The sequence below is a fragment of the Streptomyces sp. NPDC003077 genome (assembly GCF_040611095.1).
Lineage (GTDB): Bacteria > Actinomycetota > Actinomycetes > Streptomycetales > Streptomycetaceae > Streptomyces.
This window is the reverse complement of the sequence record NZ_JBEXNM010000053.1, coordinates 16,560-29,248: the sequence shown is the minus strand read 5'-3', so window position 1 is coordinate 29,248 and position 12,689 is coordinate 16,560. Positions and strand designations below refer to the sequence as shown.

10 protein-coding genes are annotated in these 12,689 nt (G+C 72.8%); 8 read left to right on the top strand and 2 right to left on the bottom strand.

Annotated features, from left to right (window positions below):
• The first annotated feature begins 5 nt into the window (after positions 1-5).
• Positions 6-1,187, top strand: a complete 1,182-nt coding sequence (locus ABZX96_RS28160) for a methyltransferase (protein ID WP_355549777.1) — start codon at positions 6-8, stop codon at positions 1,185-1,187.
• 48 nt (positions 1,188-1,235) lie between these two features.
• On the opposite strand, the gene leuE is transcribed toward ABZX96_RS28160, so the two are convergent.
• The gene (gene leuE, locus ABZX96_RS28155) at positions 1,236-1,928 is read right to left on the bottom strand and encodes a leucine efflux protein LeuE (protein ID WP_355549775.1); all 693 of its coding nucleotides are present in this window, start codon (positions 1,926-1,928) and stop codon (positions 1,236-1,238) included.
• Positions 1,929-2,071: 143 nt separating this feature from the next.
• On the opposite strand from leuE, the gene ABZX96_RS28150 reads away from it, so the two are divergent.
• The 3 genes from ABZX96_RS28150 to ABZX96_RS28140 all read left to right on the top strand — a co-directional run bounded on the left by ABZX96_RS28150 (position 2,072) and on the right by ABZX96_RS28140 (position 6,290).
• On the top strand, positions 2,072-2,830 hold the full coding sequence (locus ABZX96_RS28150) for a MerR family transcriptional regulator (RefSeq protein WP_355549774.1): 759 nt from the start codon (positions 2,072-2,074) through the stop codon (positions 2,828-2,830).
• Between the two features lie 286 nt (positions 2,831-3,116).
• A complete protein-coding gene (locus ABZX96_RS28145) occupies positions 3,117-3,833 on the top strand; it encodes a VTT domain-containing protein (protein WP_355549773.1) in 717 nt (238 codons plus the stop codon).
• Between the two features lie 810 nt (positions 3,834-4,643).
• Positions 4,644-6,290 (top strand): threonine/serine exporter family protein, encoded by a 1,647-nt coding sequence (locus ABZX96_RS28140; RefSeq protein ID WP_355549825.1) that lies wholly within the window; start codon positions 4,644-4,646, stop codon positions 6,288-6,290.
• Positions 6,291-6,562: 272 nt separating this feature from the next.
• On the opposite strand, the gene ABZX96_RS28135 is transcribed toward ABZX96_RS28140, so the two are convergent.
• On the bottom strand, positions 6,563-7,057 hold the full coding sequence (locus tag ABZX96_RS28135; protein WP_005314187.1) for an inorganic diphosphatase: 495 nt from the start codon (positions 7,055-7,057) through the stop codon (positions 6,563-6,565).
• 86 nt (positions 7,058-7,143) lie between these two features.
• On the opposite strand from ABZX96_RS28135, the gene dacB reads away from it, so the two are divergent.
• The 4 genes from dacB to hpt all read left to right on the top strand — a co-directional run bounded on the left by dacB (position 7,144) and on the right by hpt (position 12,550).
• On the top strand, positions 7,144-8,850 hold the full coding sequence (gene dacB / locus ABZX96_RS28130) for a D-alanyl-D-alanine carboxypeptidase/D-alanyl-D-alanine-endopeptidase (RefSeq protein WP_355549771.1): 1,707 nt from the start codon (positions 7,144-7,146) through the stop codon (positions 8,848-8,850).
• A 608-nt stretch (positions 8,851-9,458) separates the two neighbouring features.
• Positions 9,459-10,619 carry a zinc-dependent metalloprotease gene (locus ABZX96_RS28125; RefSeq protein WP_355549769.1) on the top strand — a complete coding sequence of 387 codons (1,161 nt, stop codon included), beginning with the start codon at positions 9,459-9,461 and terminating at the stop codon, positions 10,617-10,619.
• Positions 10,620-10,813: 194 nt separating this feature from the next.
• Positions 10,814-11,932 carry a tRNA lysidine(34) synthetase TilS gene (gene tilS / locus ABZX96_RS28120; RefSeq protein WP_355549768.1) on the top strand — a complete coding sequence of 373 codons (1,119 nt, stop codon included), beginning with the start codon at positions 10,814-10,816 and terminating at the stop codon, positions 11,930-11,932.
• Between the two features lie 78 nt (positions 11,933-12,010).
• Positions 12,011-12,550 carry a hypoxanthine phosphoribosyltransferase gene (gene hpt, locus ABZX96_RS28115; RefSeq protein ID WP_355549823.1) on the top strand — a complete coding sequence of 180 codons (540 nt, stop codon included), beginning with the start codon at positions 12,011-12,013 and terminating at the stop codon, positions 12,548-12,550.
• Positions 12,551-12,689: the final 139 nt, after the last annotated feature.

Below are 12,689 nucleotides of genomic sequence, written 5' to 3'. Positions count from 1 at the left end.
GGTCGATGACGAGCACCATGGGAGGTGTCGAGCGGGCCGCCATGCGCGGCCTGCTCGGCAGGCTCGGTGAAGGGGTGGCACCGGCTCCGGAGTGGGAGGAAGCCTTCTGGGCGGTGCCCCGGCACGTTTTTCTGCCGGACACGGTGTGGGTCGGGGACGACCTCGTGGTCTGCGAACGGGGTGCGGATCCGGAGGGCTGGTTGCGTGCCGCCTATGCGGACGGGCCGGTCGTCACGCAGGTCAACGACGGTCGGGAGCCGGGCGGTGAGCTGTGGCCGTCCTCGTCGGCGTCGGCGCCGTCGATCGTCTTCCGGATGCTGGCGATGCTGGACGTGGCGGACGGCGACCGGGTGCTGGAGGTGGGCACCGGGACCGGGTGGAACGCGGGGCTCCTGGCCCATCGGCTGGGGAGCGAGCGGGTCACCACGATCGAGGTGGATTCCGCCCTGGCCCTGCGGGCGGCGATCGGTCTCAAGGGCGTGGGGCTGGCGCCGCGCGTGGTCAACGGTGACGGAGCGGCCGGGTACGCGGCGGACGCGCCGTACGACCGGATCGCCGCCACGTGCTCGGTACGGGAGGTGCCGGGTGCCTGGGTGGAGCAGACGCGGCCGGGTGGCGTGATCCTCGTTCCGTGGGAGAGCCCGTGGTGCTGTTACGGGCTGCTGAGGCTGACCGTCGGCACCCGGGGGACGGCGATCGGCCGGTTCGCGCCGCATTCGGCGTTCATGCTGATGCGAAATCAGCGCACCGACCTGCGGATCTACCGGGACGTGGTGCGCGACGCGCAGGTCCCCGACGAGTCCGGCACCCGGCTGTCCCCGTGGACGGTGGCGGGGAAGGACTGGGCCGCCCGGTTCGCCCTGGGGCTGCTGCTGCGGGACGTCTGGCACGCGTGGCACGAGGGCCCGGACGTGGACGGGGTCGCCTCCCGGCTCTGGCTGGCGACCACGGACGCCACGGCCTGGGCCGCCGTCGACCGCGCGGGAGAGGGCGCCGAACGGTTCACCGTCTGGCAGCACGGCCCCCGCCGCCTGTGGGACGAAGTCGAGGCGGCCTGGCGGTGGTGGTGCGCCGGAGGCAGGCCCGGCCCGGAGCGCTTCGGCGTGACGGTGGCGTCCGACGGGCGGCAGAGCGTGTGGCTGGACTCTCCGCACCGGCCGGTGCCCGTCTTCCGGGGCGGTCGCTGACGCGTCCCCATACATGGTGGGCGGCCCCGTCTGGCGCCGCCCACCGCCTCACCCCGCGCTCGCCAGCGACAACTTCGCCGCGAACCCCAGGAACGCCGCGCCGGCCCCCGCCGACAGCCCCGCCGTGAGGCGCTTGCGCTTGCGGAAGGTGGCGGCCAGGTAGGTGCCGGAGAAGATCAGGACGGAGAGGTAGGTGAAGCTGAAGAGCTGCGCCCAGGCGCCGAGGGTGACGAAGGACAGGACGGGGTGGGCGTAGGACGGGTCGACGAACTGGACGAAGAAGGAGATGAAGAAAAGGATCGCCTTCGGGTTCAGAAGGCTGATGACCAGGGCGCGGCGGTAGGGGCGCTCGGCCTTGGGCGCGGGCGGAGCGGAAGCGAGAGACGCGTCCGCAGGGTCTGATGCCTCGGCCGCGCGGGCCGCCTTCCGGGCGCCGTGGGAGCGCCACAGGGACCAGGCGCCGCGCAGCATGCCGATCGCCAGCCAGGTCAGGTAGCCCGCGCCGGCGAACTTCACGATCGTGAAGAGGACGGGGCTGGTCTGGAGCAGGGAGGCCACGCCGCCCGCCGAGAGGGTCATCAGGATGGTGTCGCCGCACAGCACGCCGGCCGCCGCCCGGTACGCGATCCTGGGCCCGCGGCGGGCCGCGACCGAGACGACGTACAGCGAGTTCGGGCCCGGCAGCAGGACGATCAGGGCGACGCCCACGAGATAGGTCGAGAGATCAGTTATCCCCAGCATGGGCGCAGGATGCCACTCCCGCCTCATCCGCCTCATCTGCTTTCCGCGGTGTGGACTTGCACCTCACGCGGCGTGAGGTCCGAAGGTGGGGAGCGGGACGACGACGGGTCGACCGCAGGACCGGACGGAAGGAGGTGCGGGACGTGGGATACGCCGTGGGACGGGTCGCGGACCTGGCCGGTATCACCGTGCGGACGCTGCACCATTACGACGAGATCGGCCTGCTCAGGCCCAGTGAGCGCACGCACGCCGGCCACCGGCGCTACAGCGACGCCGACCTCGACCGGTTGCAGCGCATCCTCTTCTACCGGGAGCTCGGCTTCCCGCTCGACGAGGTCGCGGTCCTCTTGAACGACCCCGACGCGGACCCGCACGAACACCTACGGCGCCGGCACGAGCTGCTGCTCGCACGGATCACCCGGCTGCGGGAGATGGCCGCCGCCGTTCGACGCGCGATGGAGGCGAACAGGATGGGAATCAATCTCACGCCGGAGGAGAAGTTCGAGGTCTTCGGTGACTTCGACCCGGACGCGTACACGGAGGAGGTCGAGCGCCGCTGGGGCGGCACGGAGGCGTACGCGGAGTCGCAGCGGCACGCCGCCTCGTACACGAAGGAAGACTGGCTGCGCCTCCGGGAGGAGATGGACGCGCTGAACGAGGCGTTCGCCACCGCAATGGGAGCCGGTGCGGCGCCGGACTCCGAGGCGGTGATGGACCTCGCCGAGCGGCACCGGCAGTGGATCAACGGCCACCACTTCACCTGCACGTACGAGGCGCACACCGGTCTGGCCGAGATGTACGTCGCGGACCCGCGGTTCACGGCCACGTACGACGCGGTCAAGCCGGGGCTGGCGGCGTACATCAGGGACGCGATCCTCGCGAACGCCGTTCGGAACGTGTGAGGCGCGGCGTTTGTCCCGAACGGGTGAGGCGCACCGCTCGTCCGGTTGGCGAGGTGCGGTTTCCCGGGCGAGAGGGGGCGACGGGGCCCGTTGCGCGGCGGAGGCCTGGTGACGGGCGCGGGTCCCGTCCGTCGCTCCGGCCCCGCGCGACCCGGGTGGGCGGTGGGCCGGAGCGCGGCTGGAACCCGGGGGCTTCATCGGGCGTTGATAGCTTTGGGCCGCATACCGCGCCTGTCCCGTCGCCCCCCGCACGATCCGGCGCCCTCGACCCAGGAGCCTTCACCCCGTGAATACTCTCGCGCTCGGCCCCCAGTGGCTGGACCCGGACTACTTGATCGCGACTTTCGGCCTGATCGGCGTGCTGGTCATCGTCTTCGCGGAGTCCGGCCTGCTCATCGGCTTCTTCCTGCCGGGCGACGCACTGCTGTTCACCACCGGCCTGCTGGTGACCACGAACAAGATCGACAAGCCGCTGGCGCTGGTGTGCACGTTGATCGTGGTCGCCGCGATCCTCGGTGACCAGACCGGTTACCTCTTCGGCCGCAAGGTCGGACCGGCGCTGTTCAAACGCCCGGACTCCAAGCTGTTCAAGCAGGAGAACGTGGAGAAGGCCCACGACTTCTTCGAGAAATACGGGCCGAAGTCGCTGATCCTCGCCCGCTTCGTCCCGATCGTGCGGACCTTCACGCCCATCATCGCGGGCGTGAGCCGGATGAACTACCGGTCCTTCCTGATCTTCAACGTCGTCGGCGGCGTGATCTGGGGCGCGGGCGTCACCCTGCTGGGCGCCTCGCTCGGCAAGGTCGAGTTCGTCCACAAGAACATCGAGGCGATCCTGATCGGGATCGTACTGATTTCGGTCGTTCCGATCGTTATCGAGTTCCTGCGCGCGCGCGGCAAGGCCAAGCGGGCCGCGGCGGCGGAGCAGCCGTGGGGCCCGGTCGACGGCCGGCAGCCGCCGCGGCAGCAGAACGGCGGGCGCGGGCGGCACGCCAAGCGCTGAGCAGGCCGAGTGCCGGGCGGGGCGGGCGCGGCGGCGTTCGCCGGGCGCCCGCACGGCCCGCCCCGGCTGCCCTTACCGCCCGCCAAGCCCGCACCGGCCGCCGGGGGCCGCCACCCCCGCCCGGCTGCGCCGCCGTGACCCCCGGCACCCGCTTCCCGCGGCATTGCCGCTGGTGAAGAGTGCACAAACCCTCGGCGTCCCATTGGTCACCCCTGCCCCGCGCGCCCGTTGCGTCCATCAGGCATCGTGTCTGTGACGGTCGGCAGAACGGGTACGAGGAGCGATGACGTGGCGTCGGACCCTGAGGGTGACCAGCACCGGACCAACGGCACGAGCGGTATGAACGGCAGCAGCGGCAACAACGGCAGTGGTGGCAAGGGCAGTGGCGACAACGACGGTGGCGACAACGGCGGTGGCAAAAACGGCGGTGGCAGAAACGGGCGCGTGAACGGCGGGCGCCGGGTGAACGGCGGCGGCGGTGCGTCCGGTGCCCCCCACGCCCGGCCGCGCGATGGCAGCGCGAGAAGCGCCAGAAACGTCAGAAACGCCAGGAATGGTGTCGAAAGCGCCAGAAATGGCAACGGCGGCACCAAGAACGGCAGCGGTGCCGTCAGAAACGGCAACGGCGCCTCCCGTAACGGCAACGGTCAGTCGTCCAGAAACGGAAACGGCCAGGCCCAGCCCCGGAACGGAAACGGCCAGTCCAAGGCCCAGCCCCGGAACGGAAACGGCCAGGCCCAGCCCAAGAACGGCACCGCCAAGAACGGCAACGGCGACCCCGGCGGCAGCGTCCCCGAGGACCGCAAGCCGTTGCAGGACGAGGCCCGCAGCGCCTTCACCCCGCCCCTGGGCGTGCCGCTGCCGCCGGTCCCGGAGGACGACAGCCCCACGTCCGAGTTCGCGCTCCCGCCGGGGATGCGCGCCGAGACGCAGTCCACCGAGCCGGAGGGGTCGGCGTTCGTGCCGCCGGGCAGCACCACGGGCCAGCACCCGCTGCCGCCCGCGCCGGTCCCGTACGACTTCCCGGCGATCACGCCGCCCCAGGGCATCCCCGTCATCAGCCTCACCAAGGAGGCGCCCTGGCAGGACCGGATGCGCACGATGCTGCGGATGCCCGTCAGCGAGCGGCCGGTGCCGGAGCGGGTGGAGCGGACCGAGGACGCCGGGCCGGCGGTGCCGCGCGTCCTGGACATCACGCTGCGGATCGGCGAGATCCTGCTCGCGGGCGGGGAGAACGCCGAGGACGTCGAGGCGGCGATGTTCGGCGTGGCGCACGCGTTCGGGCTGGAGCGGGTGGAGCCGACGGTCACGTTCACGCTGCTGTCCATCTCCTACCAGCCGTCGCTGACCGACGACCCGGTGATGGCCAGCCGCACGGTGCGCCGCCGGGGCGTGGACTACACCCGGCTGGCCGCCGTCTTCCGGCTCGTCGACCGGATCACCTCGGACGGCAACATCACCCTGGAGGAGGTCTACCGCGGGCTCGCGGAGATCCGCCGCAACCGGCACCCCTACCCGAGCTGGGCGCTGACGCTGGCCTCCGGGCTGCTGTCCGGCGCGGCGAGCATGCTGGTGGGCGGTGGCCTGGTGGTCTTCCTGGCGGCGGCGGTGGGCTCGATGCTCGGCGACCGGCTGGCGTGGCTGGCGTCGGCGCGCGGGCTGCCGGAGTTCTACCAGTTCGTGGTCGCGGCGATGCCGCCGGCCGCCATGGGCGTGGCGCTCAGCTCCACGCACGCGCACGTGCAGGCGTCCGCGGTGATCACCGGTGGGCTGTTCGCGCTGATCCCGGGGCGGGCGCTGGTGGCCGGGGTGCAGGACGGCCTGACGGGCTACTACATCACCGCGGCGGCCAGACTCCTGGAAGTCGTCTACCTGATCGTCGGCATCGTGATCGGCGTCCTGTCGGTGCTCTACTTCGGGCTCCGGCTGAACCCGCAGTACCTCAACCCGGAGCAGGCCCCGGCGCGCTTCAACGAGCCGGTGGTGCAGATCATCGCCTCGATGCTGCTCGCCCTGGCGTTCTGCGTACTGCTCCAGCAGGAACGTCACACCGTGCTGTACGCGACGGTCAACGCCGGGGTCGCCTGGGTCGTCTACGGCGTGCTCGCCTACACCGCCGAGGTCCACCCGGTGCCCGCGACCGCCATCGCGGCCGGGGTGGTGGGCCTGTTCGGCCAGCTGCTGTCCCGGTACCGGTACGCCTCGGCGCTCCCGTACGTCACCGCCGCCATCGGCCCGCTGCTCCCCGGCAGCGCCACGTACTTCGGCCTGCTGAACTTCGCGCAGGGCAACATGGACGCCGGCATCGCGGCGATCATCCGCGCCGCCTCCCTGGCGCTGGCGATCGCCGTCGGCGTGAACCTCGGTGGCGAGGTGGCCCGGCTGTTCATGCGGGCCCCGACGGGAGGCTCGGTCTTCTTCTTCCGGAAGGCGGCGAAGCGGACGCGGGGGTTCTGAGGGCGGGCCGACCGACGCGCGCGTTCTGAGCCCCGCGAACGCCGACGAGCACGGCGGACCCTGCGAACGCCGACGAGCACGGCGGCCTCTGCGAACGCCGACGAGCGCGACGGCCCCGCGAACGCCGACGGGCGGCACCCCCTTTCCCAGGGGTGCCGCCCGTCGCCGCGTGCCAGGTGCGCTGCGGACGCTCGTACGGCCGTACGAGGCCCGCTGACGCGCTACCGGCCGCATCCCGCCCTACGGGAGCGGCGCGGCCGTGAGCGCGTCGCTCAGTGGGCGCCGCCCTGCGCCTCCAGGCGCTTGAAGGAGGCCTCGATCTCGGCCTCGGCCTCGGCGCGGCCGACCCAGTCGGCGCCCTCGACCGACTTGCCGGGCTCCAGGTCCTTGTAGACCTCGAAGAAGTGCTGGATCTCCAGGCGGTCGAACTCGGACACGTGGTGGATGTCCCGCAGGTGCTCCACGCGCGGGTCGGAGGCGGGGACGCACAGCAGCTTGTCGTCGCCGCCGGCCTCGTCCGTCATGCGGAACATGCCGATGGCGCGGCACTTGATGAGGCAGCCGGGGAACGTCGGCTCGTCCAGGATGACCAGCGCGTCCAGCGGGTCGCCGTCCTCGCCGAGGGTGTTCTCGACGAAGCCGTAGTCGGCCGGGTAGCTGGTCGAGGTGAACAGGCGGCGGTCCAGACGGATACGACCGGTCTCGTGGTCGACCTCGTACTTGTTCCGCGACCCCTTCGGAATCTCGATAGTGACGTCGAACTCCACCGGTGGCTCCTTCATGATCAACACATACGTCTGGTGATTAAGTGTCCCCCACGCAGGTGTGTGGTGGCGAAAGGGGCTGGTCCTAGGTGCCGGAGACCAGGTCGTGGCAGGTCAGATGGCAGTCGGCGCAACGTGCGGCACGGGCGGCGGCCCGGTCGGCGGGGGACGCGGCGCGCGGGGCCGGTCATTCCGTTGGCCAGGCCACCCGGAACGCGGCCGGAGCCACGCGGAAGGCCGTCGGAGCCACCCGGAACGCGGCCGGCGCGGCCCGGACCGCCGCGGGCGGCGCCCGGACCGCCTGGCGGGACGCCCCGGCGGAGCGGCGGCAGACCTGGCGGCTGACGGCCGGGTCCGCCGCGGTGGGGCTGGCGGTCGCGGCCGGCGCGGTGGTGACGGCCGGCCCCTGGGAGGGCGGGCAGCGGGCGGCCGAACGGATGACCGCCGCGACCGAAGGGCGCCCGGGTGACGGGGGACCGGCCCGGGATCAGGGCCCGCCCGCCGCACCCCCCGTCCTGGCCGCCCTCGGCGCGCCCGAGCACGCCGGGGACGGGCAGCGGACGGCGCCCACCGGGCCGGGGCTGTCGGCCGTCCTGGAGCCGCTGCTGCGGGACCGGGCGCTGGGCGACGTGCGGACCGCGTCCGTGGTGGACGTGGCCACCGGCCGGGAGGTCTTCGGCGCGGCGCGCGGCACCGCGGCCGTCCCGGCCTCGACCATAAAGATCGCCACGGCGGTCGCCGCGCTCTCCCGGCTGGGCGCCGACCACCGGATCGAGACGACCGCGGTGACGGGTCCGGAGAAGGACGGCACGCCCGGCGTCGTCCTGGTCGGCGGCGGAGACCCTACGTTGACCGCCCGCGCGCCCGGGAAACCCGCCGACCCCATGGACACCGCCGTCAACGAGGCCGGGGAACGCCCCGCCAGCCTCCAGGCGCTCGCGGACCAGACCGCTCGCTCCCTCAAGCGGCGCGGCACCGACCGCGTCACGCTCTCCTACGACACGTCCGCGTACACGGGCCCCCGCCTCCACCCCATCAGCCCCAACGAGAACATCACCCCCGTCACCGCCCTCATGACCGACGAGGGACGGCTGGACGGCAGCGACCGCGGCCCCGCCCCGCGCGACACCGACCCCGAGGTCACCGCCACCCGCGCCTTCGCCGACCTGCTGCGCGACCGGGGCGTACGGGTGGACGGCGATCCGCGCCCCGCCAAGGCCCCCAAGGACGCCGAACGGCTCGGCACCGTCCGGTCGCTGCCGCTCTCCTCCCTGGTCGAGCGGATGCTGACGCACAGCGACAACGACCTCGGCGAGGCGCTCGTCCGGCAGACCGCGATCGCCGCCGGCATCCCGGCGGACTTCAAGGGCGGCCAGGAAGCCGTCCGGCAGACCCTCGCCTCCCTGGGGCTGCCGCTGGAAGGCGCCGTCTTCGAGGACGGCAGCGGACTCGACCGCGACGACCGGGCCTCGGCCGAACTCCTCACCCGCCTCCTCGCCCTCGCCGCCTCTCCGCGCCACCCCGAGTTGCGGTCGGTGATCAGCGGCCTGCCGGTCGCCGGGTTCACCGGCACGCTGCGCGGACGGTACGCGGGGACGGAACCGGGCGCCGGGTCCGTACGCGCCAAGACCGGCACCCTGACCGGCGTGAACACCGTCGCAGGCACCGTCGTCGACGCGGACGGACGCCTGCTGGCCTTCGCCTTCCTGACAAACGGGACGACCGATGCGCAGGGCGCCGAGGCGGCGCTGGACCGGATGACCAAGGCGGTTTCGCGCTGCGGGTGCCGTGGGTAGGGGGCGCGCCCGCCACCATCCAGCCCGTCCGGCGTTTGAGGACAACGCTTCCGGCGTTTACCGGGTCCGCGAATTCTCCCGCCGCCCGCCCGTGGGGATGGTGGCCCGGCAAATCAAGCCCGTCCGGCGCTTGAGGACAACGCCTCCGGCGTTCGCCGGGCCCGAAAGTTCTCCCGCCGCCCGCCCGTGAGCCCGTACCCGGGCTCTGCGAGGTGTCCTCAAGCACCGGACGGGCTGGAATTGGCGGGCCTGTCCCGCATCGAGCCCTTGAGGCAAGGAGAGGGCGGACCCGCCGCGCATCAGGCCCGTCCGGCAAAGAGAGGGCGGACCCGCCGCGCATCAGGCCTGTCCAGCGAGGAGGGGGTGGACCCGCCACGAATCAGGCCCGTCCGGCAAGGAGAGGGCGGATCCGCCGCGCATCAGGCCCGTCCGGCGAGGAGAGGGCGGACCCCGGCAAAACAAGCCCGTCCGGCGTTTGAGGACAACGCCCCCGGCGTTCGCCGGGCCCGTCCCCGTCCTTTCGTCCCCCTCGTCCCGGCTTTCCGCGCCGTCCCCGGGGAACGCCGCATCGGCTACCCCACCGCCGACGGGCCACGTACCGTGAAGCCATGACGAGCATCGGTGGTGCGGAGATGGTCGACTGGAACCTCGCGGTGTCGACCGCGACCCGGTTCGTGAAACCGGGACCAGAGGTGAGCCGGGAAGAGGCACGGGCGATCGTCGCCGAGCTGCGTCGGCACGCCAAGTCGTCGGAGGAGCACGTCCGCGCGTTCACGCGGATGGCGCAGCCCGTGGAGGCGCCGGACGGGCGGGAGTCCGCGCCGCCGGACACGCCCGTCCTGGTGGTGGACCGGCCGGGCTGGATCAGGGCGAACGTCGCGGGCTTCCGGGCGGTGCTCAAACCGCTGCTGGAGAAGATGGAGGAACGTCGCTCCTCCGTCCCCGGCGGGGCGGTGCTGGGCGCGGTCGGCGGCAAGGTGACCGGCGTGGAGCTGGGGATGCTGCTGTCCTTCCTGGCGTCCCGGGTGCTCGGCCAGTACGAGACCTTCGCGCCCGCCTCCCGCGACCTGCCCGCCGGGGCGAAGGGCGGGCGGCTGCTGCTCGTCGCGCCCAACATCGTGCACGTCGAGCGGGAGCTTGAGGTCGACCCGCACGACTTCCGGCTGTGGGTGTGCCTGCACGAGGAGACGCACCGCACGCAGTTCACGGCCGTCCCGTGGCTGCGCGACCACATCGAGGGCGAGATCCAGTCCTTCCTGGGCGAGACCGAGATCGACCCGGGCACGCTGCTGGAGCGGCTGCGCGAGGCCGTCCAGTCGCTGACCGGCGGCCGGTCGGACGCGGACGCGGAGCAGGACGGCGGCGGGCGCAGCATCGTCGACCTCGTGCAGACCCCGGCGCAGCGGGAGATCCTCGGCCGGCTGACCGCCGTGATGTCCCTGCTGGAGGGCCACGCGGACTACGTCATGGACGGGGTGGGCCCGCAGGTCGTGCCGTCGGTCGCGGAGATCCGCGAGAAGTTCCAAAAGCGCCGGGCGACCGGCGCGGGCCGCCTGGACCAGGCGCTGCGCAAGCTGCTGGGCCTGGACGCGAAGCTGCGGCAGTACCGGGACGGCGAGCGGTTCGTGCGGGCCGTGGTGGACGAGGTCGGCATGGACGGTTTCAACCGCGTGTGGACATCGCCGAACACGCTGCCGACGAAGCAGGAGATCGCCAAACCGGCGGACTGGGTCGCGCGGGTGCACCGCAAGGCCGACGGGGCACCGTAAGGCGGCGTCGCAGGCCGGGCACCCCGTTCGACCGGAAAAAGCACCCTCAATCACTCTTCTGAGGGACCGTGACCGAGGGATAGGCGTGCGATGCTCAGGGAACCGCTCGTCTCTGTCACCATTTAGGCACTCTCCGTGACGGAATTGCCGTCTCCGGCCCGAGGCACTCCCCAGTTGAACGATTGGAAACGGACATGGGTCCCCATCCCGCGGTCGCCGCGATACGTCTGGCGGTCCGCCGCGTCCTGCACGACGTCCTGAACCACCACCCCGCCCCGCTCGCGCACCTGGCCGCGGCCGGTGGCGCGCCGGGCCCGGACACCCCTCCGTCCCCGCCCGGCGCGCCCCCCTCGGCCGGCGCCGCCGCCCGCGCGGGCGCTCCGGCGCCCGGCCCCGAGGGGCCGCCGCTGGTCCTCGTCGCCTGTTCCGGCGGCGCGGACTCCATGGCGCTCGCCTCCGCCCTGGCCTTCGAGGCCCCCAAGCTCGGGGTGCGGGCCGGGGGCATCACGGTGGACCACGGCCTCCAGGACGGCTCCGACCTCAGGGCCGCCGAGGTCGCGCTGCGGTTGCGCGCGCTGCGGCTGGATCCCGTGGAGGCGGTGCGGGTCGAGGTCGGCAAGGAGGGCGGGCCGGAGGCCGCCGCCCGCGAGGCGCGGTACGCCGCGCTGGACGCCGCCGCCGACCGCCTCGGCGCCGCCGCGATCCTCCTCGGCCACACCCGTGACGACCAGGCTGAAACGGTGCTGCTGGGGCTGGCCCGCGGCTCCGGCACCCGTTCGCTCTCCGGCATGGCCGCGGTCGCCGGCCGCGAGGGCCGATACCGCCGCCCCTTCCTGGAACTGGACCGCCAGACCGCCCGCAAGGCGTGCCTGATCCAGTCGCTGCCCGTGTGGGACGACCCGCACAACGCCGACCCCGTCTACACCCGGTCCCGGCTGCGCCACGAGGGCCTGCCCGCGCTGGAGAAGGCGCTCGGCAAGGGCGTGGTGGCCGCGCTGGCCCGCACCGCCCAGCTCTCCCGCGACGACGCCGACGCCCTGGACGCCTGGGCGGACGCCGCGGAGCCCACGGTCTTCGACGACCGCGGCGCCCTGGACGTCACGGCCCTGTACGCGCTGCCCCGTGCGGTGCGCCGCCGGGTGCTGCGCCGGGCCGTCATCCGGGCCGGCGCACCGGCCGGTTCGCTGTTCGCCCGGCACATCGAGGAGGTGGACCGGCTGATCACCGCGTGGCGCGGGCAGCGGGCCATCAACCTCCCCGGGCGCGTGGGTGTGCGACGGCAGGGTGGCAAACTGGTGATTCGGCAGGGCTGAGTCCGTACCCGATCGCCCTGCCTCGTGAGTCTCATGACACCGAACCGAGCGAGAGTGGCACGGGTGGACGACAAGGACATGGGCGCCGACCTTCAGTCGGTGCTCATCACCAAAGAAGAGATCGACGCGAAGCTGGCGGAGCTGGCCGCGAAGATCGACGCGGAGTACGCGGGCAAGGACCTGCTCATCGTCGGTGTCCTCAAGGGCGCGGTGATGGTGATGGCGGACCTCGCGCGCGCGCTGTCCAACCCCGTCACGATGGACTGGATGGCCGTGTCCTCGTACGGCGCGGGCACCCAGTCCTCCGGTGTGGTCCGCATCCTCAAGGACCTGGACACGGACATCAAGGGCAAGCACGTCCTGATCGTCGAGGACATCATCGACTCCGGTCTGACGCTGTCCTGGCTGCTGTCCAACCTCGGCTCGCGCGAGCCGGCCTCGCTGGAGGTCTGCACGCTGCTGCGCAAGCCGGAGGCGGCCAAGGTGGCCATCGACGTGAAGTGGATCGGCTTCGACATCCCCAACGAGTTCGTCGTCGGGTACGGCCTGGACTTCGCGGAGAAGTACCGCAACCTGCCCTTCGTCGGCACGCTGGCGCCGCACGTCTACGGCGGCTGAGGCGCGTACGGGGCGCCTCCCGGCGCCCCTGTCAGGCGCCTGGTAGGGCGCCGACCGGCGGCCTTCGGGCGGCCGGGGCTGGGCCCGGCACCGCTCCGCGGCGGGAACCTCTTGCGGTTTCCCGCCGTTGGAGCAGGGG